This is a genomic window from Escherichia sp. Lx600-2 (assembly GCF_036662595.1).
GTDB classification, from domain to species: domain Bacteria; phylum Pseudomonadota; class Gammaproteobacteria; order Enterobacterales; family Enterobacteriaceae; genus Escherichia; species Escherichia coli.
Map to the genome: position 1 here is coordinate 21939 of NZ_JAYQWM010000022.1, position 24877 is coordinate 46815.

Annotated in this window: 20 protein-coding genes; 10 read left to right on the plus strand and 10 right to left on the minus strand. The window is 50.8% G+C overall.

Annotation, left to right across the window (positions count from 1 at the left end; all coding sequences use genetic code 11):
• Positions 1-87 precede the first annotated feature (87 nt).
• Positions 88-471, minus strand: a complete 384-nt coding sequence (gene bssR, locus OQV04_RS10550) for a biofilm formation regulator BssR (RefSeq protein ID WP_274446634.1) — start codon at positions 469-471, stop codon at positions 88-90.
• Positions 472-683: 212 nt separating this feature from the next.
• Between bssR and rimO the strand changes: the two genes are divergently transcribed.
• The 3 genes from rimO to OQV04_RS10565 all read left to right on the plus strand — a co-directional run bounded on the left by rimO (position 684) and on the right by OQV04_RS10565 (position 2940).
• Entirely contained in the window at positions 684-2009 is a 1326-nt protein-coding gene (gene rimO / locus OQV04_RS10555) for a 30S ribosomal protein S12 methylthiotransferase RimO (RefSeq protein WP_000049367.1), read from the plus strand.
• Positions 2010-2234: 225 nt separating this feature from the next.
• Positions 2235-2621 (plus strand): type II toxin-antitoxin system RelE/ParE family toxin, encoded by a 387-nt coding sequence (locus tag OQV04_RS10560; RefSeq protein ID WP_032280579.1) that lies wholly within the window; start codon positions 2235-2237, stop codon positions 2619-2621.
• Positions 2611-2940, plus strand: coding sequence for a helix-turn-helix domain-containing protein (locus tag OQV04_RS10565; protein WP_001280945.1), 330 nt, complete (start codon positions 2611-2613; stop codon positions 2938-2940). Before OQV04_RS10560 ends, OQV04_RS10565 begins: the two co-directional genes overlap by 11 nt.
• A 69-nt stretch (positions 2941-3009) precedes the next feature.
• Here the strand turns inward: OQV04_RS10565 and OQV04_RS10570 are convergent, their stop codons facing one another.
• The 7 genes from OQV04_RS10570 to iaaA all read right to left on the minus strand — a co-directional run bounded on the left by OQV04_RS10570 (position 3010) and on the right by iaaA (position 13105).
• Entirely contained in the window at positions 3010-4338 is a 1329-nt protein-coding gene (locus OQV04_RS10570; RefSeq protein WP_032280577.1) for a GGDEF domain-containing protein, read from the minus strand.
• Positions 4339-4345: 7 nt separating this feature from the next.
• A complete protein-coding gene (locus OQV04_RS10575) occupies positions 4346-6694 on the minus strand; it encodes a sensor domain-containing phosphodiesterase (protein WP_028132100.1) in 2349 nt (782 codons plus the stop codon).
• Positions 6695-6871: 177 nt separating this feature from the next.
• Entirely contained in the window at positions 6872-7783 is a 912-nt protein-coding gene (gsiD, locus tag OQV04_RS10580; protein WP_001236044.1) for a glutathione ABC transporter permease GsiD, read from the minus strand.
• Between the two features lie 2 nt (positions 7784-7785).
• Positions 7786-8706, minus strand: coding sequence for a glutathione ABC transporter permease GsiC (gene gsiC / locus OQV04_RS10585; RefSeq protein WP_000936043.1), 921 nt, complete (start codon positions 8704-8706; stop codon positions 7786-7788).
• 17 nt (positions 8707-8723) lie between these two features.
• On the minus strand, positions 8724-10262 hold the full coding sequence (gene gsiB / locus OQV04_RS10590; protein ID WP_032280576.1) for a glutathione ABC transporter substrate-binding protein GsiB: 1539 nt from the start codon (positions 10260-10262) through the stop codon (positions 8724-8726).
• A 19-nt stretch (positions 10263-10281) separates the two neighbouring features.
• Complete coding sequence (gene gsiA, locus OQV04_RS10595) at positions 10282-12153, minus strand: glutathione ABC transporter ATP-binding protein GsiA (RefSeq protein ID WP_032280575.1); 1872 nt, start codon at positions 12151-12153, stop codon at positions 10282-10284.
• Complete coding sequence (iaaA, locus tag OQV04_RS10600) at positions 12140-13105, minus strand: beta-aspartyl-peptidase (protein ID WP_000513761.1); 966 nt, start codon at positions 13103-13105, stop codon at positions 12140-12142. Before iaaA ends, gsiA begins: the two co-directional genes overlap by 14 nt.
• A 203-nt stretch (positions 13106-13308) precedes the next feature.
• Between iaaA and moeA the strand changes: the two genes are divergently transcribed.
• Together moeA and moeB are read left to right on the plus strand one after the other, a co-directional pair.
• Positions 13309-14544, plus strand: a complete 1236-nt coding sequence (gene moeA, locus OQV04_RS10605) for a molybdopterin molybdotransferase MoeA (protein WP_000397360.1) — start codon at positions 13309-13311, stop codon at positions 14542-14544.
• Positions 14544-15293, plus strand: coding sequence for a molybdopterin-synthase adenylyltransferase MoeB (gene moeB, locus OQV04_RS10610; RefSeq protein ID WP_032280574.1), 750 nt, complete (start codon positions 14544-14546; stop codon positions 15291-15293). Before moeA ends, moeB begins: the two co-directional genes overlap by 1 nt.
• Before the next feature lie 75 nt (positions 15294-15368).
• On the opposite strand, the gene fsa is transcribed toward moeB, so the two are convergent.
• Positions 15369-16031 carry a fructose-6-phosphate aldolase gene (gene fsa, locus OQV04_RS10615; protein WP_001424155.1) on the minus strand — a complete coding sequence of 221 codons (663 nt, stop codon included), beginning with the start codon at positions 16029-16031 and terminating at the stop codon, positions 15369-15371.
• 130 nt (positions 16032-16161) lie between these two features.
• On the opposite strand from fsa, the gene OQV04_RS10620 reads away from it, so the two are divergent.
• The 4 genes from OQV04_RS10620 (at position 16162) to OQV04_RS10635 (ending at position 21877) form a co-directional block, all read left to right on the plus strand.
• A complete protein-coding gene (locus OQV04_RS10620; protein WP_032280573.1) occupies positions 16162-17061 on the plus strand; it encodes a glycyl-radical enzyme activating protein in 900 nt (299 codons plus the stop codon).
• A 5-nt stretch (positions 17062-17066) separates the two neighbouring features.
• Positions 17067-19499, plus strand: coding sequence for a glycyl radical protein (locus OQV04_RS10625; protein WP_000209324.1), 2433 nt, complete (start codon positions 17067-17069; stop codon positions 19497-19499).
• Positions 19500-19644: 145 nt separating this feature from the next.
• Entirely contained in the window at positions 19645-20460 is an 816-nt protein-coding gene (gene ybiV, locus OQV04_RS10630) for a sugar-phosphatase YbiV (protein WP_000114270.1), read from the plus strand.
• Positions 20461-20611: 151 nt separating this feature from the next.
• On the plus strand, positions 20612-21877 hold the full coding sequence (locus OQV04_RS10635) for a DUF1479 domain-containing protein (RefSeq protein WP_000168788.1): 1266 nt from the start codon (positions 20612-20614) through the stop codon (positions 21875-21877).
• A 240-nt stretch (positions 21878-22117) separates the two neighbouring features.
• On the opposite strand, the gene OQV04_RS10640 is transcribed toward OQV04_RS10635, so the two are convergent.
• Entirely contained in the window at positions 22118-23710 is a 1593-nt protein-coding gene (locus OQV04_RS10640; protein ID WP_000961458.1) for an ABC-F family ATPase, read from the minus strand.
• 218 nt (positions 23711-23928) lie between these two features.
• On the opposite strand from OQV04_RS10640, the gene ldtB reads away from it, so the two are divergent.
• Positions 23929-24849 carry a L,D-transpeptidase gene (gene ldtB / locus OQV04_RS10645; protein WP_001056384.1) on the plus strand — a complete coding sequence of 307 codons (921 nt, stop codon included), beginning with the start codon at positions 23929-23931 and terminating at the stop codon, positions 24847-24849.
• The last annotated feature ends 28 nt before the right edge of the window (positions 24850-24877 follow it).

The following is a 24877-nucleotide window of genomic DNA, read 5'->3' on the forward strand; positions in this document are numbered from 1 at the left end:
TTAAAGCGTAGTCAGTGGAGGAGATAACAAATTCATTTTTACAAAAACTTAAACATGAAGGGGGAGACGCTTTCTCCCCCTTAGTTTTCAGGCCTTCTCAAGCATGGCGTGCTTCTGCAGGCTCTGGATACTCAGCGTTAAGCTCATCAGACAATTTTCAAGCTTATCGGCGTTGACGGTAATAACAGTCGGGCAATCATGGTGCCCACTCATCAAACATACTGCGGCTGTCGCTAATGCTTCTTCAGCATGATGAAGAGCACTCCACTCTTCCTGATCCAGATGAAGATTCAACCGCAGCGATTTATCGTGCAGTTCGCGATTCAGTTTAAAAAAGTTATCTCGTAGATGATTGCTTTCTCTGACGGACATGTATCCTTTTGCCTTCCTCAGTTGCACGTATGCGGCGAGGTCAACGCGTGCGTCGATCAACCGGTTCAGCAGATCGATTCGCTGTCTGTCAACGAACATACTTCGATCCTCCTCTTTCCAGCCTTGTTGCAATTAAATAGTATGGCTATTTTTTGAGCAAAATGCTGTCCAGGATCAATTCTTCACGCCGAATTAACAAAATTTACATTTCCTTCGCCTCCGCCAGCGAATGAGATTGCGATACAAATTTTATCCAGAACTCTGTAGAATCCCTGCCCTGACCTTTCCTGTAACTGAATATTTTTTAAGCTATGAGCAAAGTAACTCCCCAGCCGAAAATCGGCTTTGTTTCCCTTGGCTGTCCGAAAAACCTTGTTGATTCAGAGCGTATTCTCACCGAACTACGCACTGAAGGTTATGACGTGGTACCGAGCTATGACGATGCGGACATGGTGATCGTCAACACCTGCGGCTTTATTGACAGCGCGGTACAAGAATCACTGGAAGCCATTGGTGAAGCGTTGAATGAAAACGGCAAGGTAATTGTGACCGGTTGTCTGGGGGCAAAAGAAGATCAGATCCGCGAAGTCCACCCGAAAGTGCTGGAAATCACCGGGCCTCATAGCTATGAGCAGGTTCTGGAGCACGTTCATCACTACGTGCCAAAACCGAAACACAACCCATTCCTGAGCCTGGTGCCAGAACAAGGTGTGAAACTGACGCCGCGTCATTATGCCTATCTGAAAATTTCTGAAGGCTGTAATCACCGCTGCACCTTCTGCATTATTCCGTCTATGCGCGGCGACCTGGTGAGCCGTCCGATTGGCGAAGTGTTAAGTGAAGCGAAACGTCTGGTAGATGCGGGCGTTAAAGAGATTCTGGTGATCTCGCAGGATACTTCCGCCTATGGCGTTGATGTTAAACATCGTACTGGCTTCCACAACGGCGAGCCGGTAAAAACCAGCATGGTCAGCCTGTGCGAACAGTTATCGAAACTGGGGATCTGGACACGTCTGCACTACGTTTACCCTTATCCGCATGTGGACGACGTCATCCCACTGATGGCGGAAGGCAAAATCCTGCCGTATCTGGACATTCCGTTGCAGCACGCCAGCCCGCGCATTCTCAAACTGATGAAGCGTCCGGGTTCTGTAGATCGCCAACTGGCGCGCATCAAACAGTGGCGCGAAATCTGCCCGGAACTGACCCTACGCTCAACCTTTATTGTCGGCTTCCCTGGCGAGACGGAAGAAGATTTCCAGATGCTACTCGACTTCCTGAAAGAAGCGCGTCTGGATCGCGTTGGCTGCTTTAAATACAGCCCGGTTGAAGGTGCAGACGCCAATGCCCTGCCTGACCAGGTTCCGGAAGAAGTGAAAGAAGAACGCTGGAACCGTTTCATGCAGCTGCAGCAGCAGATTTCCGCCGAGCGCCTGCAAGAGAAAGTGGGCCGTGAAATTCTGGTGATTATCGACGAAGTGGACGAAGAAGGCGCGATTGGTCGCAGCATGGCAGATGCACCGGAAATCGACGGTGCGGTTTATCTCAATGGTGAAACCAACGTTAAGCCGGGTGATATCCTGCGTGTGAAAGTCGAGCACGCCGATGAGTATGATTTGTGGGGTAGCCGGGTTTAATTAATCTAAAGGCAGATCTAACAAGGATATTGTTCTTCGATCTGCCTATACTACCCTTCCCGATGTCCTACCCTTACGCACAAAATCCCCTGACGCATAAATCGAGAAAAATGAATCGTACTCGAGGCAACTCTCACTTTTTCACACCAAATTAAAGTTTTGATCGCAATTACTTGAAATAAGCGTAATGCTTACTATAGTAAACATTACCACAAGGATGGATGTATGGGTGTGTATAAGGAAAGGCGATTCAGCCAAAGCACGAAAAAACTTGGTATTCACGATAAAGTTCTCATGGCTGCCGCTGAAGAAGTGATGCAAGGCATATGGGAGGCTGATTTAGGTAGCGGTGTCATCAAAAAACGGTTACCCCTCCAACAAGGAAAGAGTGGTGGAGCCAGAACAATTATCTTTTTTAAATCAGCAAATCATGTGTTTTTTTATGATGGTTGGTCCAAGAGTGGTCTAAGCAGTAAAGGAACCAAAGAAATCGAAGATGATGAACTGGCGGCCTACAAAAAAATGGCAAATGCATTTCTGGCCTTTAGCAATAAGCAAATAAAGGATTTGATCGAAACCGGCTTTTTGATTGAGGTGAAAAATGAGCGATAAATTACAAATGATGCTGGAAGATGCAAAGGAACTGAATGCACTGGGCCTGATGTCTGATAGTGAGGTTGATGCCATTGCCGTCATGGTCAAAGCCCGTGAAGTCAGCGCCCGTATAGCCAAAGTCAAATCAATGACGGGTGAAGAGATCAAAGCCATCCGCACCCGATACGGCATGTCACAATCCGTGCTGGCACATACAATGGGAATGTCAAAAGAAAGTGTCTCGAAATGGGAACGTAATGAAATAAAACCGAGCGGCCCGGCACTACGTATTTTGAATACATTGGCAATAAAAGGGCCGGAAGTTTTTGCAAAGTAAAATGTTTGCAAATGATTTACCACATTCATTAGTACCCCTTGATTCAGGGGTACTAACACTATTCTAATTCTACTGCCAGCTAATCTGAGCCCTGCCGTTTTTCTTACTCTTATACAGCCGCTCATCCGCCAGCATTTTCAAGCGTTCGACGGTAGTACATTCATTTGAATGCGCTACACCGATACTGGTGCTTAAATTAATGCTTCCCACCTGGAAATGAACGATTTCTTTTAGAATCGATAGCAACTCCTCCAGCGTTCCACCCGTATAAATCACCGCAAATTCGTCACCGCCGAAGCGGTAGACTTTACCTTTATCTACCGGGATCTGTGATTTAAGGATTTTCACCACTTTCATCAACACTTCATCGCCCAGCAAATGACCGAAGGTGTCGTTAATATTTTTGAATTTATCGACGTCAAACAGGCACAAATAACCGCCTTTTTCCGGCAGCGCTTTTAAATCTTCGTCAAAGGATTTTCTACCCATTGCTTTGGTCAGGTCGTCCAGGAACGCCGAGTTATACATACTGTAGAGTTTTTTGACATCGGCAGCCGAAAAGAAAAGCCCGCCATCCAGTACGCGTTCAAAATGGTTATTAATAATGGCTTCTTTCTCCGCAATACCACGATTAATCACTCTGCGTACCAGATAGAGGCAACTGGCACCCGATATCACTGCCACCAATGCGGCAAAGAAAATAATCAATGTACAAACCCGCAAATAAACATCTTTTTTATACGAAAATACGTACAATCCGGTCGGCAAATAGGCGAAGTGCTCCATCGCTTCCGAAACGGTGAAGATGGCGTTTTTAGCATTATATTCATCACCGGTCACCGGTTTACCGTTCTTAAACAGAGAGAACATCAGGTTCTCGCTGTCCATCGCCAGCGATTTTGACAGTAAAGAAAAACGCTCCAGACCAAGCAAAAATATCAGACTACGATTGTGAGTTACCGGATAGAGGTAATAGACGAAGGTTTTACCGTCAAAAGAGATAAACCCTGTATTTTTGACATGTCGATACTTCACAACCTGCATAATATCTGCACAATAATTTTTCTCGAACTCCTTTACCTGAATACATTCGTCACTGGAAATCAGATAAGGACCGACATCGTACAAATAAGAGGGTGAAACCGAGTCGGCGTAAGCTGTGCGTAAGCCAACCAACAGCTGTTCCTCCGTGGGATTTAGCGTGTTGATAAGATCAATTGTCACGCTACGCCGATATTCAGCAATATTTGCCACCGCAAAAGCAGTATCAATAACGGACTGTTTCAGGCTATACACCCGTTCCTTTACCATTTGAGTGTAGATCCCGCAGGCAACTGCTGAAATCATGATAAAAATCAGCAGACTGACTGTAAGTACGAACTTATTGATTCTGGACATACGTAAACTACTCTTTTACTAATTTTCCACTTTTATCCCAGGCGGAGAATGGCATGGGTTTCTGGTACAGATACCCCTGAGCCTGAACACATCCTAATTTGATTAATTCACGCGCAACGTCTTCGCTCTCTACGCCTTCCGCAATCACCGGGATCCGGTTATAGCGTGCCAGATCGAAAATAATGCGCACAATTTTTCCCGCAGTACCGAAAATATCGCCGGTAAATTGCGAGTCCACCTTTATGCTGTCTGGATTAATTTCATAAAAACGTTTCAGGTTTGACAAACCGGTGCCAAAGTCATCAATCGATATCCGTACCCCTTGTTTACGCAGTTGTTCAATATTGAGATAAAAATGTTCATTAATTCGCTCGATCACGGTTTCAGTGATCTCAACACAGAGGCTGTTCGCCTTCAGGCCATTTTCTTTCATGATGGTGGTAAAACGCTCATGAAAGTGCGGTTCGTTTAACTGCCAGGGCGAAACATTAATATGCAGTAAGAAATCATCCTTCAGCGATGCACGCTGACTAAAATGTCTGAATTCACCCATTGCCGTTTTAATAATCTGATAACCCAGCTCATTGATAAACCCGATATCTTCAGCAATGGTAATGAACTTCAGCGGTGAAATGATCCCCCGCTCCGCAGACACCCAACGGCACAACGCCTCCGCGCCCAGAATGGCGCGGGTGTTAATATCAACGATCGGTTGATAGACGAGGAATAGTTCGCCAATTTCCATTGCATGGCGAATATTACGCGCAATCCAGATATTCTCTTCTATTTCGTTGAGTTTCGCGTCATCACAGAAAATAAACTCGGAGAACATATGGTCACGGATACTGGAAATCGCCAGTTTCAGTTTTTCTGCGTAACTCCAGGCGTTTTCCCCCTGCAAAGGTTCACAAATGGCAGACTTATGGATGCGCAGATTGCGGTAGCCAAAGCTGCTGTCAAAATCGTTTACCATCGCTATTTTACGGGTAAATGTCTGTACATTTTCCCGACACAGAAGTAAATAGAGATCGGCATTGAATGTCACGATATCGCAGCATTGTGCATATTTCTCAGCAATTCGCTGACACAATTTCCTGACGATTTTATTGCGTTCATCAACACCAAACACAGCTTCCACGGCTTCCAGACCACACAGTTTGATGATCCCCACAGCCAGATACTGATTATTGTTGGACTCAATAATCGCCATATTTTTAATAAAACCACTTTCCTGATCGTAAGAGATCAGTGAGAGCAATTTATTTGACCGTTCAATTTCGGCATCTTTCATTTCCGCGATCGAATTTTTGATGCTGATAATCTCTTTCGCATCGCCTTCGCGAATTTTCAGAGCCTCGATCTGATCCGTTGAGTCAGGCAAAAACGCCAGCGTATTAACCAGCTCTGTCATTTCAGAAAATTGCCGACGGAACACACGAGTGGTCATTAAATAAACCACCAGCAATACGATAATAATGAACGCAAACGGCAGATAAAAAAGTTTATCTGATGCGTTCAATAAATTACCGCCCGGATAATAAAAATAGATTTCGAATAATGCGTTATTTGGCACCGCTGATGTTTTTTCGATATATTCAGTATCGACAGAATCAATAATATTATAATTACCTTCGCTATTATAAATAATCAGTTTTTCACGAGCGAGTTGATTCTTGGCAATGATCTCATGGCCTTGTTTCAAAAATAGAACTTCATCATTAGCGCTGATTTGATCAAGATACTCGTTCAGATATCGCCAGTTTAAATCGACATGAATTTTATCCACCGCTAACAAATCGTGATCTTTGCCGTTGATGCGTAGCGTAAAAGAGATACATTTTTTACCCGGACGATCAAAGCAATTGTATGCCGGATTCCAGCTGTTGTTAGAGTCATCTGAAGCCACCGACCACGGTCGTTTCGATGGGTTAAAATCGGCAAAAATAACCCGCCCTGACTCGTCGACAAGCGGTCCATTTACTTGTTCCTGATGATAAACAACGATTTTATCGTTCGCCCTCCGCGAAAAGAGATAATATTTATTATCATCAAGTACCAGTCCCACCGAGTCTAAAAATGGCATCATTTCCATTTTCAGGATCACAGCGCGTTGAATCTCCTCTGTATTTTTTAATAAATACAGTGAGTCCTTTAATGTCAGGGCCGAACGTTCAATATCTTTAAAGAAATAGCCGACGTTTTTCTGAATAAGTTCAAAGCGGCTATCGGCACGTTTTACCGCGCGTTCCGATACCAGTTGATAGTTAATGATGAAAAAAAGGCCAATAAATGACAGTGCTGCCAATAAAAATAAAATTATCAGCCTTATCTTTATCTTTTCGTATAAACTCAGCATGTTAATACATTTAACAAAATAACTGTCTGAACGCTGTGCCGCTGCAAAAACAGTCCCTTGCTGCGGCTTTTTAACCAAATTACCCGATTCTACAAAATCAGCAGAAAGTTACAACACTTGCTTAGGGCAATAATTTCCTGTGAGGTGATTACTCTTTCAAGTAATATTCAAACGTAACTATCCTTTAATTTTCGGATCCAGCGCATCGCGTAAACCATCGCCCAACAAATTGAACGCCAGTACAGTCAGAAAAATAGCCAGGGCCGGAAAAACAGCGACATGCGGCGCGATAACCATATCCGCTCGAGCCTCATTGAGCATTGCTCCCCACTCTGGTGTCGGCGGCTGCGCACCGAGGCCGAGAAATGACAGGCTGGCGGCAGAGATAATCGAGGTACCAATGCGCATGGTGAAAAACACCACGATAGAAGAGACGGTCCCAGGCAGGATATGACGCAACAAAATGGTCATATCGCTAGCACCAATACTGCGTGCTGACTCAATAAAGGTTTGCTGTTTCAACACCAGCGTGTTGCCGCGCACCAGGCGGGCAAACGCAGGGATGGAAAAAATGGCGACTGCAATAATCACGTTAGCAATGCCGCTTCCCAACACCGCAACAACAGCGATCGCCAGTAAAATACCCGGGAAGGCAAACAGCACATCGCAAATGCGCATGATCAGCCGATCCCACCAGCCTTCATAATATCCAGCCAACAAGCCCAGCAACGTCCCTATCGCCGCACCGATAAACACGGCAAACACGCCCGCCGCCAGCGAGATTTGCGCACCAACCAGGACACGGCTGAAAATGTCGCGCCCCAGTGAATCGACGCCAAACCAGTGCTGCAAAGAAGGTCCGTTATTCAGATTGTCATAATCAAAATAATTTTCGGCGTCATAGGGAGCGATCCAGCGTGCAAAAATGGCCACCACAATCAATAAAATAACGAATAATGCGGCGGTCATCGCCATATGCTGACGGCGAAATCGTCGCCAGAATTCATGCCACGGTGTACGTACCTGGTCAGGTTTGACCAGTGGCATGGCGTTTAACACCGCCTGACGTCGCCAGTTAAATAGTCGCATCCTTACTTGTACCTGATAGCCGGGTTAATGGCGGCGTAAAGCACATCCACCACTAAGTTGATAAGAATAAATTCCAGCGAGAAAAGCAGAATTTCCGCCTGAATCACCGGGTAATCGCGCATTTCTACGGAGTCAACGAGTAAGCGTCCAAGTCCGGGCCAGTTGAAAACTTTCTCCACCACGATAGAACCACCGAGCAAAAAGCCAAACTGTAAGCCCATCATGGTCACTACCGGGATCATCGCGTTGCGTAGCCCGTGTTTGAGGACAACCCAGGTTTCGCTTACCCCTTTCGCCCTCGCGGTACGCATATAATCTTCGCTTAAAACGTCGACAAACGACGCGCGGGTAAAGCGCGCCATCACGGCGGCCACTGCCGCGCCGAGCGTCAGGGAGGGTAAAATGTAGTGCTGCCAACTGTCTGCTCCCACGGTAGGCAGCCAGCCCAGTTCAACGGAGAATACCTGAATTAAAAGCATCCCCAGCGCAAATGCCGGAAACGAGATCCCCGACACCGCAATGGTCATACTCAATCGATCCGGCCAACGGTTACGCCAGACGGCGGCGATAATTCCCGCCGCCATACCAAATATCACCGCCCAGACCATACTGGTTATGGTCAGCCACAGCGTTGGCATAAAGCGGCTGGCAATCTCATCGGCAACCGGACGACGCGACACCATCGACAGGCCAAAATCCCCCTGCACAGCATTGCTGATATAGTGCCAGAACTGGTGATACAGCGGCTGATCCAACCCCAGCTGCTGACGCACCAGTTCTATAACCTGCGCATCAGCTTCGGGCCCGGCAATCAATCGCGCCGGATCGCCGGGCAGCATATGCACAAATAAAAACACCAGCACCGAGACGATAAACAGCGTTGGAATCAACCCCAGTAAGCGTTTGATAACGTAATTAAGCATTCCACTCCCTGCGTTGCTTATTGCAAATCCGCGTCTTCAAAGCTGAAGCCGGTGTCTGGCATGATCCAAAAACCGGTCAGGTTTTTACTGTGTGCCGACACCAGTTTTTCTACCACCAGCGGGATCCACGGCGACTCTTGCCAGATGATATCCTGCGCCGCCTTATACAAGCGGGTCTTTTCCGCCGGATCATTCGTTTTCAGTGCCTGAGCCAGGAAGTCATCCACCTGTTTATTGCTGTAAAATGCGGTATTAAACAGCATCGGTGGCCAGTTTTGCGAGGCGAACAGTGGCGATAGCGCCCAGTCCGCTTCGCCGGTTGAAGCCGACCAGCCAGTGTAGAACATCCGCACGCCGCTCTCTTTTTGCCCTTTACCTTCAACTTCTGCCGCCCGCTGTCCGGCATCCATCGCAGTCACCTGGGCTTTAATCCCGACCTGCGCTAACTGCTGCTGGGTAAATTGCAGCACTTTCTGCGCGGTGCTGTGGTTATGTGACGACCACAGCGTGGTACTGAAACCGTTGGGATATCCCGCCTCTTTCAGTAATTCGCGCGCTTTCACTGGATCGTAAGGCCACGGTTTATAACTTTGCGCGTAGGCGATACTCGGCGGTACCACACCAGTAGCTGGCGTTGCATAGCCCGCGAAGGCCACTTTCACCAGCGCCGGGCGGTTAATGGCGTAATTCAGCGCCTCACGGACCTTCGGGTTATCGAATGGCTTTTGCGTCACGTTCATACTGATATAACGCTGCATAATTGACGGACTGGCCATCAACTCGATATTTTTGTTTTTCTCCAGCAGTGCGGCCTGCTCGTAAGGAATGGGGAAAGCAAACTGCGCTTCACCGGTTTGCAGCATTGCCGCGCGGGTGTTGTTATCCGCCACCGGACGCCAGGTTATGCTGTCCAGTTTGGGCAATCCTGACTGCCAGTAACCCGCGAATTTTTTCACCTTCACAAAATCGGTCTGATTCCAGGTATCCAGTTCATACGGTCCGGTTCCCACCGGATGAAAACCAATCTCCTTGCCATATTTTTCCAGCGCTGCCGGTGAAATCATCGCGGTCGCCGGATGGGCAAGAATATTAATAAACGCTGAGAACGGCTGTTTGAGGGTAATCTTTACCGTTGTCGGATCGATCGCTTCCGTTTTGGCAATATTCTTATACAGGTTATAGCGTTTAAGATGATTCGCCGGATCGCTGGCCCGGTCCAGATTCGCTTTCACCGCCGCGGCGTTGAAATCGGTGCCATCCTGGAATTTAATTCCTTCCCGCAATTTCACGGTGTAAGTAATGCCGTCATCGGAAACGGTATAACTCTCCGCCAGCACGTTTTTCAGTTTCATCTCTTTATCCAGACCGAACAGCCCCTGGTAAAACGATTTCGCTACGGCCTGAGATAACGTGTCATTCGCGTCATACGGATCGAGCGTGGTGAAATTCGATCCTACCGCCACCACCACATCTTTGGCAGCGAATGCACAAGATGCCATCAACGCTGTCGCAATGCCCAGCGCCACTAACCCACTACGGTGTACAGCTCTTGCCATTTTATTCTCCGCCTGAATGTTATCTTCGCATGAATGCGTATTCTGATTGTGGTTGTGCGACGTAATGCCCCGGCCCGACGCATTGCAACGAGACGGCTGCCACCTCTTCGCCACGCAGATGAATATTGCTGGGAAGATCGTCCGACAGCAGTACACGCTGCGGTCGTTGTCGGGACGGTTCAGCGACCGGAACTGCCGCCAGTAATTTACGCGTATAAGGATGCTGCGGGTTTTCGAAGACCGCGCGCCGTGGACCAATTTCAACAATTTGCCCGAGATACATCACCGCCACACGATGACTAATCCGCTCTACCACAGCCATATCGTGGGAGATAAACAGATACGCAATGCCGAAATCACGCTGGAGATCGAGCAACAAGTTGATAATCTGCCCGCGAATTGAAACATCCAGCGCCGAAACGGCTTCGTCGGCAATGATCACTTTTGGATTCAATGCCAACGCGCGAGCAATGCAGATGCGCTGGCGCTGACCGCCGGAAAACTCATGCGGGTAACGCCAGGCATGTTCAGGTAACAGGCCCACGCGCTCCAGCAACCACGCAACGCGTGCAGCCGCGTCTTTACCTGGCAATAAACCGTGTACACGCAGCGGTTCGATAATCGAATCACCGATGGTCTGACGTGGGTCCAGCGAAGCGTAAGGGTCCTGAAAAATAAACTGAATATCGCGGCGTAATGCCTGAAGTTTGCCGGGTGACAAGGTATCGATTCGCTGACCGTTAAAGATAATTTCGCCGCCCTGCGATTCGACCAGGCGCAGCAACGCCCGCCCGGTAGTGGATTTACCGCTGCCAGACTCGCCCACCAGCGATAGCGTTTCGCCAGGCCAGAGATCAAAACTGACTTTCTCAACGGCATGCACTTCCCGCGTTACGCGATTCAACAAACCGCTGCGCAAAGGGAAACGGGTGACCAGATTACGCACCCGTAAAACAGGTTCGCCATCCACCACCGTTTTCTGCTCGATGGGGGGTTCCTGTTTCGCTGGATGTTCAAGCGATATCAATGAGAAACGTCGGGGATAATCTAACCCTTTCATCACACCAAGTTGCGGAACAGCAGCTAACAGCGCACGGGTGTAAGGATGTTGCGGTGCATGAAAAATCTGTTCGACGGTACCCGTTTCCACCGCCTCGCCCTGATACATCACCAGTACCCGATCGGCAATCTCTGCCACCACGCCCATATCGTGAGTGATAAAGATAACGCCCATCGACATCTCTTTTTGCAATACTTTGATTAATTGCAGGATCTGCGCCTGAATAGTGACATCCAGCGCGGTGGTTGGCTCATCGGCTATCAGCACCGCCGGGCGGCATGACAGCGCCATCGCAATCATCACTCGCTGGCGCATCCCGCCAGAGAGTTGATGCGGATAACGTGAAAGAATGGTTTGTGCCTCCGGAATGCGTACCTGATCCAGCATCCGCTTCGCCTCGACCATCGCTTCTTCACGACTGGCGTTCTGATGCAGACGAATTGATTCGGCAATCTGTTCACCCACAGAAAATACCGGGTTCAGCGATGTCATCGGCTCCTGAAATATCATCGCCATATCCGCACCGCGCACATGGCGCATTTGTGCAGCGCTCTGCTCGCTAAGTTCAATCACATCACGACTGCGCCGCCGCAACAGCATTTTATCGCACTGTACTAAACCGCCCGCCTGTTCCAACAGACGCATCAATGCCAGCGCAGTCACTGACTTACCGGAGCCGGATTCGCCAACAATTGCCAGCGTCTCACCGCGTTGCAGACTAAAAGAGAGATTGCGGACCGCAGCTATTTTCTGCTGGTCCTGCATAAAGGCAATATTAAGATTTTCAACCGCCAGCACATTACCGGCATCAAGTTCATCACTGTGTGGCAACGGTGTCCCCTTTTTCACGGTAGATACCGGTGGTTGGCGTATCGCCTGCGTAGCCCCAGGCGCGATACATTCCTTCGGTGTTAAACGGTAGCGCGACATTCCCTTCATGGTCGATAGCGATTAAGCCACCGCTACCGCCAAGCGCAGGGAGTTTTTCCATTACTACCCGCTCGCAGGCTTCCGCGAGACTTAATCCGCCGTAATCCATTAACGCGGCGATGTCATATGCCGCCAGCGCGCGGATGAAGACTTCGCCCGTGCCGGTACAAGAAACCGCCACACTGGCGTTATTGGCGTAGCATCCGGCCCCCACTAAGGGACTATCGCCAACTCGTCCGGGTAATTTATTGGTCATTCCGCCCGTGGACGTGGCTGCCGCCAGATTGCCGTCTAAATCCAACGCCACGGCCCCTACGGTGCCCATTTTCTGTTTTTCATCCAGTGGCGCACCGCTATGGTCGAGGACTGTTGCCCCTTCCTCGCGCGCTGCCAGTAGTTGTTCATAACGCAAAGGCGTGGAGAAAATCTCCGGCGAGACGCGCTCCATGCCATGAGCAAACGCAAAATTTTCTGCCCCTTCGCCAATCATCATCACATGCGGGCTTTGCTCCATCACCAGCCGGGCGGCAAGAACCGGATTACGCAGATGACTAACGCCCGCCACCGCACCGGCTTTCAGGGTGTTACCATCCATCACACAGGCGTCCAGTTCATGGGTCTCATCACGCGTAAAGACAGCGCCAATTCCGGCGTTAAACAGTGGACACTCTTCCAGCAGACGCACCGCTTCCGTCACCACATCCAGCGCACTTTCGCCCGCTTCCAGCATTTTCTGCCCGGTTTCAACAATGGCAGACAACGCCTCGATGTAGCGTAATTCCTGTTGCAGACTCATCTGCGCGCGGCTAATTGCACCTGCGCCACCATGAATTGCAATAACTGCTTTGCCCATAGTATTCGTCCATTAAGGGTGGCTCGCCACTTTTGCTATAAATATCAGAATTTTTATGAATTACTCATTCAATTTTTGAATATAGAAAGATGGATATGGCATGTAAAGGCAGGACCCAGCGCTACGCCCGAGGTGGCATACAGTCTGTGGCGTTTTTCTGACATAATAGGCAAATTCGATTTTGCCTCCGCAGGAGTGTTTTCATGGAATTTACCACCGGATTGATGTCGCTCGACACCGCGCTTAATGAGATGCTTTCTCGCGTCACCCCACTGACCGCCCAGGAAACGCTGCCACTGGTACAGTGTTTTGGTCGTATTCTGGCGAGCGATGTCGTTTCGCCGCTTGATGTTCCGGGGTTTGATAACTCCGCAATGGACGGCTACGCGGTGCGTTTAGCCGATATTGCCTCCGGGCAACCGCTGCCCGTTGCCGGTAAATCCTTTGCCGGTCAGCCATACCATGGTGAATGGCCTGCGGGTACCTGCATTCGTATTATGACCGGTGCGCCGGTGCCGGAAGGCTGCGAAGCGGTGGTGATGCAGGAGCAGACTGAACAAACGGACAATGGCGTGCGTTTTACTGCTGAAGTGCGTAGCGGGCAAAATATTCGCCGTCGCGGTGAAGATATCTCTGCAGGTGCGGTTGTTTTCCCGGCGGGAACTCGCCTGACTACCGCAGAGCTGCCAGTAATTGCTTCACTGGGGATTGCCGAAGTTCCGGTGATTCGTAAAGTGCGTGTAGCGCTTTTTTCTACCGGTGATGAACTCCAGTTGCCCGGTCAGCCGCTGGGCGACGGCCAAATCTACGATACCAACCGTCTCGCCGTACACCTGATGTTAGAACAGTTGGGATGCGAGGTAATCAACTTAGGGATTATCCGCGACGATCCCCATGCCCTGCGCGCCGCATTTATTGAAGCCGACAGCCAGGCGGATGTGGTGATCAGTTCCGGCGGTGTTTCAGTGGGTGAAGCGGATTACACCAAAACGATTCTTGAAGAGCTGGGGGAGATCGCCTTCTGGAAGCTAGCGATTAAACCAGGTAAACCGTTCGCGTTCGGTAAACTCAGCAATAGCTGGTTCTGCGGCCTGCCGGGCAACCCGGTTTCAGCGACGCTGACCTTCTATCAACTGGTACAGCCTTTGCTGGCAAAACTAAGCGGCAACACCGCCAGCGGCCTGCCCGCGCGCCAGCGCGTACGCACAGCGTCCCGCCTGAAAAAAACGCCAGGACGTCTTGATTTCCAGCGCGGCGTGCTGCACCGCAACGCCGATGGCGAACTGGAAGTGACGACCACCGGACATCAGGGTTCACATATATTTAGCTCCTTTAGCCTCGGCAACTGCTTTATCGTACTGGAACGCGATCGCGGCAATGTGGAAGTGGGCGAATGGGTGGAAGTAGAACCGTTTAACGCGTTGTTCGGAGGCCTGTAATGGCGGAACTCAGCGATCAGGAGATGCTGCGCTACAACCGGCAAATCATTCTGCGCGGTTTTGATTTTGACGGTCAGGAGGCGCTAAAAGATTCTCGTGTGCTGGTAGTCGGCCTCGGTGGACTCGGCTGCGCAGCTTCGCAGTATCTGGCAAGCGCCGGTGTCGGCAACCTGACGCTGCTCGACTTCGACTCGGTTTCGCTCTCGAATCTGCAACGCCAGACGCTGCACAGTGATGCTACGGTCGGGCAACCGAAGGTGGAATCCGCCCGTGACGCCCTGGCGCGGATCAACCCACATATCGCGATTACGCCAGTCAATGCACTGCTGGATGACGCAGAACTTGCAGCATTGATTGCTGAACACGATCTGGTGCTCGACTGTACGGATAACGTTGCGGTACGTAATCAACTGAACGCAGGCTGTTTTGCCGCGAAGGTGCCGCTGGTTTCCGGCGCGGCAATTCGTATGGAAGGTCAAATCACGGTCTTCACTTATCAGGACGGCGAACCGTGCTATCGCTGCCTTAGCCGTTTGTTTGGCGAGAACGCGTTAACCTGCGTAGAAGCAGGCGTGATGGCACCGTTGATCGGCGTAATTGGTTCATTGCAGGCAATGGAAGCGATCAAACTGCTGGCAGGTTATGGTAAACCGGCCAGCGGGAAAATCGTCATGTACGATGCGATGACCTGTCAGTTTCGCGAAATGAAACTGATGAGTAATCCGGGGTGTGAGGTGTGCGGGCAGTAATTGCCACCTTCAGGCCTGATAAGACGCGGCACTCCGCCACGTCATCAGCAATTTACGAGGATGCAGAACGTCCGGTTAAATCGACGTTCTGCCAAACGCTCCCTGCCAGTCCTGCTCAAACTTCGCCACAGCGGCATCAACCGCCGGATAGCTAATCATCTGTTGTGCGACATCCAGCGGCAGAGTAATTGATTCACATCCTGCCAGTAAGCAGTCCAGCGCCTGACGCGGGGTTTTGAAACTTGCTGCCAGCACTTTCGCCTGCGGCGCATGCATTTTCAATAACTGGTGTAAGTCGGTCACAGTCTGAATGCCGCTACCGCCCTGAGCATCAATACGATTAACGTAAGGCGCAACATATTCCGCACCTGCCAGCGCCGACAGCAGCCCTTGTGCCGCGCCATATACCGCGGTTCCCAGCGTCGGAATCCCTTCCGCTTTTAACATCTTAATCGCTGCCAGCCCCTCGGCGGTCACCGGAACTTTCACCACGATATCCGCAATAATAGAACGCAGCTTAAGCGCGTCATTCACCATCCCTTCAGCAGTGGTAGCCATTACCTGGGCAAACAGACGCCCCTGACCGCCCATCGCTTCATGAAGTTCCGGAAGCACAACCTCCAGCGGTTTTTTACCCGCGGCGATAATGCTTGGGTTAGTAGTCACACCCGCCAGCGGAAAAATACGTGACAGCGCCTTCACCGCAACAACGTCTGAAGTATCCAGATACAGTTCCATAACCATCCTCAAAATGTACTTTTTGTCTGAATGTAGACTATCACGGGAAAACTCTCTGAACAGTTGACGCACATCAATCTAACTTTCATTCGAAAGTATTTTAATGCTTGAACGAAACAGAGAGGCAACTATGATTTTCAATATTCAGCGCTACTCGACCCATGATGGCCCCGGTATCCGCACGGTCGTATTTCTTAAAGGCTGTTCGCTGGGCTGCCGCTGGTGTCAGAACCCGGAAAGCCGCGCCCGCACGCAGGATCTGTTGTATGACGCACGACTGTGTCTGGAAGGCTGCGAGCTGTGCGCTAAGGCCGCGCCGGACGTGATTGAGCGTGCGTTGAATGGTTTGCTTATTCATCGGGAAAAGTTAACCCCGGAGCATCTGACGGCGTTAACCGACTGCTGCCCGACACAGGCGTTAACCGTGTGTGGGGAAGTGAAAAGCGTTGAGGAGATCATGGCGACCGTTCTGCGCGATAAACCGTTTTACGATCGCAGCGGCGGCGGCTTAACGCTTTCTGGCGGTGAACCGTTTATGCAGCCGGAAATGGCGATGGCGCTACTGCAAGCCAGCCACGAGGCTGGCATTCATACTGCGGTAGAAACCTGTCTGCATGTGCCGTGGAAATATATCGCCCCTTCTCTGCCCTATATCGATCTGTTTCTTGCCGATTTAAAACACGTTGCCGACGCGCCGTTTAAACAGTGGACCGACGGTAACGCCGCCAGAGTGCTGGATAACCTGAAAAAACTCGCCTCAGCGGGCAAAAAAATCATTATCCGCGTGCCGCTGATTCAGGGCTTTAATGCCGACGAAACCTCTGTAAAAGCCATTACCGATTTTGCCGCCGACGAGCTGCACGTTGGCGAAATTCATTTCCTGCCCTACCACACGCTAGGCATCAACAAATATCACTTACTTAATCTGCCCTATGACGCCCCGGAAAAACCGCTTGATGCGCCAGAACTGCTCGACTTTGCCCAGCAGTATGCCTGCCAGAAAGGGTTAACCGCGACCTTACGAGGATAACAACCATGACCACACTGAAACTGGACACGCTCAGCGACCGCATTAAAGCGCACAAAAATGCGCTGGTGCATATTGTGAAACCGCCGGTTTGTACCGAGCGCGCGCAGCACTATACCGAGATGTATCAACAACATCTCGATAAGCCGATCCCGGTACGACGCGCGCTGGCGCTGGCACATCACCTGGCGAATCGCACCATCTGGATCAAACACGATGAGTTGATCATTGGCAACCAGGCAAGCGAAGTTCGCGCCGCGCCGATCTTCCCGGAATATACCGTCTCGTGGATCGAAAAAGAGATTGATGATCTGGCAGATCGTCCCGGTGCTGGCTTTGCGGTGAGCGAAGAGAACAAACGCGTTCTGCATGAAGTGTGCCCGTGGTGGCGCGGTCAGACCGTACAGGATCGCTGCTACGGCATGTTTACCGATGAGCAAAAAGGTCTGCTGGCGACCGGCATCATTAAAGCGGAAGGCAATATGACCTCCGGCGATGCGCACCTGGCGGTCAATTTCCCGCTGCTGCTGGAAAAAGGGCTTGATGGTCTGCGCGAGAAAGTAGCGGAACGTCGCTCGCGCATCAACCTGACGGTGCTGGAAGATTTACACGGTGAGCAATTCCTGAAAGCGATTGATATCGTGCTGGTGGCAGTCAGTGAACATATTGAACGTTTCGCTGCCCTGGCGCGTGAAATGGCCGCGACCGAAACCCGCGAAAGCCGTCGCGATGAACTGCTGGCGATAGCAGAAAACTGCGATCTCATCGCCCACCAGCCGCCGCAGACTTTCTGGCAGGCGCTGCAACTGTGTTACTTCATCCAGTTGATATTGCAGATCGAATCTAACGGTCACTCGGTATCGTTTGGTCGTATGGACCAGTATCTCTACCCGTACTATCGTCGTGATGTTGAACTGAAACAGACGCTGGATCGCGAACACGCCATCGAATTGCTGCATAGCTGCTGGTTGAAATTGCTGGAAGTGAACAAAATCCGCTCCGGCTCGCACTCGAAAGCCTCTGCGGGAAGTCCTCTGTATCAGAATGTCACCATTGGCGGACAAAATCTGGTTGATGGTCAACCAATGGACGCGGTGAATCCCCTCTCTTACGCGATCCTTGAGTCCTGCGGCCGTCTGCGTTCGACTCAGCCTAACCTCAGCGTGCGCTACCACGCGGGAATGAGCAACGATTTCCTCGACGCCTGTGTGCAGGTGATCCGCTGCGGCTTCGGGATGCCGGCGTTCAACAACGACGAAATCGTGATCCCGGAATTTATTAAACTCGGTATTGAACCGCAGGACGCTTACGACTACGCAGCGATTGGTTGTATAGAAACCGCCGTCGGTGGCAAATGGGGCTATCGCTGTACCGGCATGAGCTTTATCAACTTCGCCCGCGTGATGCTGGCGGCGCTGGAAGGCGGGCGTGATGCCACCAGCGGCAAAGTGTTCCTGCCACAAGAAAAAGCGTTGTCGGCAGGTAACTTCAACAACTTCGATGAAGTGATGGACGCGTGGGATACGCAAATCCGTTACTACACGCGTAAATCAATCGAAATCGAATATGTCGTCGACACCATGCTGGAAGAGAACGTGCACGATATTCTCTGCTCGGCGCTGGTGGATGACTGTATTGAGCGAGCGAAAAGCATCAAGCAAGGCGGCGCGAAATATGACTGGGTTTCTGGCCTGCAGGTTGGCATTGCCAACCTCGGCAACAGCCTGGCGGCCGTGAAGAAACTGGTATTTGAACAGGGCGCGATTGGTCAGCAACAGCTTGCTGCCGCACTGGCAGATGACTTCGACGGCCTGACTCACGAGCAGCTGCGTCAGCGGCTGATTAACGGTGCGCCGAAGTACGGCAACGACGATGATACTGTCGATACGCTGCTGGCTCGCGCTTATCAGACCTATATCGACGAACTGAAACAGTACCATAACCCACGCTACGGTCGTGGTCCGGTTGGCGGCAACTATTACGCGGGTACGTCGTCTATCTCCGCTAACGTACCGTTTGGCGCGCAGACTATGGCAACGCCGGACGGACGTAAAGCGCATACCCCGCTGGCAGAAGGCGCAAGCCCGGCTTCCGGTACTGATCATCTTGGCCCTACTGCGGTCATTGGCTCGGTGGGTAAACTGCCTACGGCAGCGATTCTCGGCGGCGTGTTGCTCAACCAGAAACTGAATCCAGCCACACTGGAGAACGAATCTGACAAGCAGAAACTGATGATCCTGCTGCGCACCTTCTTCGAGGTGCATAAAGGCTGGCATATTCAGTACAACATCGTTTCCCGCGAAACGCTGCTGGATGCGAAAAAACATCCCGATCAGTATCGCGATCTGGTAGTGCGTGTCGCGGGTTATTCCGCCTTCTTCACCGCGCTCTCTCCAGACGCTCAGGACGATATCATCGCCCGTACCGAACATATGCTGTAATCCCCTCAGCCCGGCGGAGACGTCGCCGGGCTAAATCATTCACACCATCAATTTCACTCTCACTTTCATTCGAAATATAATTTGTGCTCTGCGTCACATTGTTATTACACTGTTACGGTTTCATTTTCGAGCCAGGAGCACACCTATGAGCGTAAAAGTTATCGTCACAGACATGGACGGTACTTTTCTTAACGACGCCAAAACGTACAACCAACCACGTTTTATGGCGCAATATCAGGAACTGAAAAAGCGCGGCATCAAGTTCGTTGTCGCCAGCGGTAATCAGTATTACCAGCTTATTTCGTTCTTTCCTGAGCTAAAGGATGAGATCTCTTTTGTCGCGGAAAACGGCGCACTGGTTTACGAACATGGCAAGCAACTGTTCCACGGCGAACTGACCCGACATGAATCGCGGATTGTTATTGGCGAGTTGCTAAAAGATAAGCAACTCAATTTTGTCGCCTGCGGTCTGCAAAGTGCATATGTCAGCGAAAATGCCCCCGAAGCATTCGTCGCACTGATGGCAAAACACTACCATCGCCTGAAACCTGTAAAAGATTATCAGGAAATTGACGACGTACTGTTCAAGTTTTCGCTCAACCTGCCGGATGAACAAATCCCGTTAGTGATCGACAAACTGCACATAGCGCTGGATGGCATTATGAAACCCGTTACCAGTGGTTTTGGCTTTATCGACCTGATTATTCCCGGTCTACATAAAGCAAACGGTATTTCGCGGTTACTGAAACGCTGGGATCTGTCACCGCAAAATGTGGTAGCGATTGGCGACAGCGGTAACGATGCGGAGATGCTGAAAATGGCGCGTTATTCCTTTGCGATGGGCAATGCTGCGGAAAACATTAAACAAATCGCCCGTTACGCTACCGATGATAATAATCATGAAGGCGCGCTGAATGTGATTCAGGCTGTACTGGATAACACATCCCCTTTTAACAGCTGACCTCTCTACCGGAGCCATGCGCTCCGGTTATCCCTTCTTTTTACATCCTGTACATCACATCAAATCATTAAACTTGCATTAACTTATTTATAACTTATATTGTCACATGCAAATCAGCATAGTTTCGAATGAAAGTTAATGCGAGGTGGTTATGGCTTCTACTTTTACCAGCGACACATTGCCTGCCGATCACAAAGCAGCTATCCGTCAGATGAAGCACGCGCTGCGGGCGCAGCTTGGCGACGTCCAGCAGATCTTTAATCAGCTAAGCGATGACATTGCCACGCGAGTGGCTGAAATCAACGCACTCAAAGCACAGGGCGATGCCGTCTGGCCGGTGCTGTCTTATGCCGATATCAAAGCAGGTCATGTTACTGCAGAGCAGCGCGAACAGATTAAACGTCGCGGTTGTGCGGTGATAAAAGGCCATTTCCCCCGCGAACAAGCGCTAGGCTGGGATCAGTCGATGCTGGACTATCTGGACCGCAACCGCTTTGACGAGGTCTACAAAGGCCCCGGCGATAATTTCTTCGGGACGCTCAGCGCTTCACGTCCCGAGATTTACCCCATCTACTGGTCGCAGGCGCAAATGCAGGCCCGCCAGAGTGAAGAAATGGCGAATGCGCAGTCGTTTCTCAATCGTCTGTGGACATTTGAAAGTGATGGAAAGCAATGGTTTAACCCGGATGTGAGCGTCATCTACCCTGACCGTATCCGCCGCCGTCCGCCCGGAACGACCTCCAAAGGTCTTGGAGCGCATACCGACTCCGGGGCGCTGGAACGCTGGCTGCTTCCAGCGTATCAGCACGTTTTCGCTAACGTCTTTAATGGCAATCTGGCGAAATACGATCCCTGGCATGCGGCACATCGTACGGAAGTTGAAGAGTACACGGTGGACAACACCACCAAATGTTCCGTGTTTCGGACATTCCAGGGCTGGACAGCGCTCTCTGATATGCTGCCTAGTCAGGGGTTGCTGCACGTCGTGCCCATTCCTGAAGCCATGGCGTACGTACTGTTACGTCCGCTGCTTGATGATGTGCCGGAGGATGAACTGTGCGGCGTAGCGCCCGGAAGAGTGTTGCCGGTATCAGAGCAATGGCATCCACTGTTAATTGAGGCGTTAACCAGCATTCCAAAACTCGAGGCCGGAGACTCCGTCTGGTGGCACTGCGACGTCATCCATTCCGTTGCCCCCGTTGAAAATCAACAGGGTTGGGGCAACGTGATGTACATTCCTGCGGCACCGATGTGCGAGAAAAATCTTGCCTACGCGCACAAGGTGAAGGCCGCACTGGAAAAAGGCGCATCGCCGGGCGACTTCCCGCGCGAGGACTATGAAACAAACTGGGAAGGACGCTTTACGCTTGCTGACCTCAACATTCACGGTAAGCGAGCGTTGGGCATGGATGTTTGAGAGTTAATGGAAGTGAATTGATGTGGGATTAAGAAAATCGATTCGACGTTACTCAGATTGCTGACAAGTGCGCTTTCTTAATGCCTGATGCGGCGTTAACGCCTTATCTGGCCTACAAAATCCTGCAGATTCAATATATTACAGGTACTGCGTAGACCTGATAAGCATAGCGCATCAGGCAATCTTGCGTTTGTCATCAGCCGCCGTCACCCCGACAGTATCGGGGTGACGGATAATAACTTACTCGATCCCTTTACTACGCAGGTAATCTTCGTAATTACCGCTAAAGTCGATCACGCGTTCCGGGGTGATTTCCAGAATGCGGGTCGCCAGGGAGCTTACGAACTCACGGTCGTGTGAAACAAAGATCAGCGTGCCCTGATACAGTTCCAGCGCCATGTTCAGTGACTCGATGGATTCCATATCCAGGTGGTTGGTCGGTTCGTCCATGATCAGAATGTTCGGCTTCTGCATCATTAACTTACCAAAAAGCATCCGCCCTTTTTCTCCACCGGAAAGCACTTTAGCTGGCTTTTTGATGTCGTCCTGGCTGAACAGCAAACGACCGAGAATGCTGCGTACCGCCTGCTCGTCATCGCCTTCCTGCTTCCACTGGCTCATCCATTCGAACACGGTCAGATCATTTTCAAACTCATATTCGTGGTCCTGAGCATAGTAACCAATGCGCGCGTTTTCAGACCATTTTACGGTGCCGCTGTCCGGTTGCAGATCGCCCACCAGCGTTTTCAGCAGCGTTGATTTACCGACGCCGTTGGTACCCAGTACCGCAAGTTTTTCACCGACCTCCAGCAGCAGGTTGAGATTTTTAAACAGTGGACCGTTATCAAACCCTTTGGTCAGACCTTCCACTTCCAGCGCGTTACGGAACAGCTTCTTATCCTGTTCAAAACGGATGAACGGGTTCTGACGGCTGGAGGCTTTCACCTCTTCCAGTTTGATTTTATCAATCTGGCGCGCGCGCGAAGTTGCCTGGCGAGATTTCGAGGCGTTGGCGCTAAAGCGGCTAACGAAAGATTGCAGCTCAGCAATCTGCGCTTTCTTCTTGGCGTTATCAGCCAGCAGACGTTCACGCGCCTGGGTCGCCGCCGTCATGTACTCATCGTAGTTGCCCGGATAAACGCGCAGCTCGCCGTAATCCAGATCCGCCATGTGGGTACAAACCATGTTAAGGAAGTGACGGTCGTGCGAGATGATGATCATGGTGCTGTCACGCTCGTTCAGCACCTGTTCCAGCCAGCGAATGGTGTCGATGTCGAGGTTGTTGGTCGGTTCGTCGAGCAGGAGAATATCCGGATCAGCAAACAGCGCCTGCGCCAACAGCACACGCAGCTTCCAGCCAGGAGCAACTTCACTCATCGGGCCGTAGTGCTGTTCCACTGGAATTCCCACGCCAAGCAACAATTCACCGGCGCGAGCTTCCGCAGAGTAACCGTCCATTTCGCCGTATTTAACTTCCAGATCGGCCACTTTATAGCCGTCTTCTTCACTCATTTCCGGCAAAGCATAGATACGGTCGCGCTCCTGCTTCACTTCCCACAACTCTTTATGCCCCATGATCACCGTATCCAGCACAGTGAACTCTTCAAAGGCAAACTGATCCTGACGCAGTTTACCAATGCGCTCGTTGGGATCGAGGGAAACGTTACCCAGCGTCGGCTCAAGGTCGCCGCCGAGGATCTTCATAAAGGTGGATTTACCACTACCGTTCGCGCCAATCAGGCCGTAACGGTTGCCGCCGCCAAATTTGACGGAAATGTTTTCAAACAACGGCTTACTGCCGAACTGCATGGTGACGTTACTGGAAACTAACACAGGCGTATCCTGAAAAGAGATATGACAAACCGCGCATTATGCCATAAGTCTGAAAGAAGATCCTGCTCCTCGCTTAAGGTCTACACTCAAGCCAAAGGCAAAAAATGTGATTTCGTACACATCTGATTTCACTGTGAGCTGGAATGAACTTATAATGCGCTTCCAATACTCTAATATTCTCAACCCAATGGCCTGCCAGGCACAAAATCTCGCTTAACATGAATATGAAATTGAAAACATTATTCGCAGCGGCCTTCGCTGTTGTCGGCTTTTGCAGTACCGCCTCTGCGGTAACTTATCCTCTGCCAACCGACGGGAGTCGCCTGGTTGGTCAGAATCAGGTGATCACCATTCCTGAAGGTAACACTCAGCCGCTGGAGTATTTTGCCGCGGAGTACCAGATGGGGCTTTCCAATATGATGGAAGCGAACCCGGGTGTGGATACCTTCCTGCCGAAAGGCGGTACTGTACTGAACATTCCGCAGCAGCTGATCCTGCCGGATACCGTTCATGAAGGCATCGTCATTAACAGTGCAGAGATGCGTCTGTATTACTATCCGAAAGGGACCAACACCGTTATCGTGCTGCCGATCGGCATTGGTCAGTTAGGCAAAGATACGCCTATCAACTGGACCACCAAAGTTGAGCGTAAGAAAGCAGGCCCGACCTGGACGCCGACCGCCAAAATGCACGCAGAGTACCGCGCTGCGGGCGAACCGCTTCCGGCTGTCGTTCCGGCAGGTCCGGATAACCCGATGGGGCTGTATGCACTCTACATCGGTCGCCTGTATGCTATCCATGGCACCAACGCCAACTTCGGTATCGGTCTGCGTGTAAGTCATGGTTGTGTGCGTCTGCGTAACGAAGACATCAAATTCCTGTTCGAGAAAGTACCGGTCGGTACCCGCGTACAGTTTATTGATGAGCCGGTAAAAGCGACCACCGAGCCAGACGGCAGCCGTTATATTGAAGTCCATAATCCGCTGTCTACCACCGAAGCCCAGTTTGAAGGTCAGGAAATTGTGCCAATTACCCTGACGAAGAGCGTGCAGACAGTGACCGGTCAGCCAGATGTTGACCAGGTTGTTCTTGATGAAGCGATCAAAAATCGTTCCGGGATGCCGGTTCGTCTGAATTAATCGTCAAAACGTAAAACAAAGGCGGACT

Coding starts and splice junctions, on each gene's coding strand:
- OQV04_RS10565 (WP_001280945.1), top strand. CDS start 2,611: ATGAGCGATAAATTACAAATGATGCTGGAAGATGCAAAGGAACTGAAT.
- rimO (WP_000049367.1), top strand. CDS start 684: ATGAGCAAAGTAACTCCCCAGCCGAAAATCGGCTTTGTTTCCCTTGGC.
- moeA (WP_000397360.1), top strand. CDS start 13,309: ATGGAATTTACCACCGGATTGATGTCGCTCGACACCGCGCTTAATGAG.
- OQV04_RS10620 (WP_032280573.1), top strand. CDS start 16,162: ATGATTTTCAATATTCAGCGCTACTCGACCCATGATGGCCCCGGTATC.
- ybiV (WP_000114270.1), top strand. CDS start 19,645: ATGAGCGTAAAAGTTATCGTCACAGACATGGACGGTACTTTTCTTAAC.
- ldtB (WP_001056384.1), top strand. CDS start 23,929: ATGAATATGAAATTGAAAACATTATTCGCAGCGGCCTTCGCTGTTGTC.
- iaaA (WP_000513761.1), bottom strand. CDS start 13,105: ATGGGCAAAGCAGTTATTGCAATTCATGGTGGCGCAGGTGCAATTAGC.
- OQV04_RS10625 (WP_000209324.1), top strand. CDS start 17,067: ATGACCACACTGAAACTGGACACGCTCAGCGACCGCATTAAAGCGCAC.
- OQV04_RS10635 (WP_000168788.1), top strand. CDS start 20,612: ATGGCTTCTACTTTTACCAGCGACACATTGCCTGCCGATCACAAAGCA.
- fsa (WP_001424155.1), bottom strand. CDS start 16,031: ATGGAACTGTATCTGGATACTTCAGACGTTGTTGCGGTGAAGGCGCTG.
- bssR (WP_274446634.1), bottom strand. CDS start 471: ATGTTCGTTGACAGACAGCGAATCGATCTGCTGAACCGGTTGATCGAC.
- gsiD (WP_001236044.1), bottom strand. CDS start 7,783: ATGCGACTATTTAACTGGCGACGTCAGGCGGTGTTAAACGCCATGCCA.
- moeB (WP_032280574.1), top strand. CDS start 14,544: ATGGCGGAACTCAGCGATCAGGAGATGCTGCGCTACAACCGGCAAATC.
- gsiC (WP_000936043.1), bottom strand. CDS start 8,706: ATGCTTAATTACGTTATCAAACGCTTACTGGGGTTGATTCCAACGCTG.
- OQV04_RS10560 (WP_032280579.1), top strand. CDS start 2,235: ATGGGTGTGTATAAGGAAAGGCGATTCAGCCAAAGCACGAAAAAACTT.
- OQV04_RS10575 (WP_028132100.1), bottom strand. CDS start 6,694: ATGCTGAGTTTATACGAAAAGATAAAGATAAGGCTGATAATTTTATTT.
- OQV04_RS10570 (WP_032280577.1), bottom strand. CDS start 4,338: ATGTCCAGAATCAATAAGTTCGTACTTACAGTCAGTCTGCTGATTTTT.
- gsiB (WP_032280576.1), bottom strand. CDS start 10,262: ATGGCAAGAGCTGTACACCGTAGTGGGTTAGTGGCGCTGGGCATTGCG.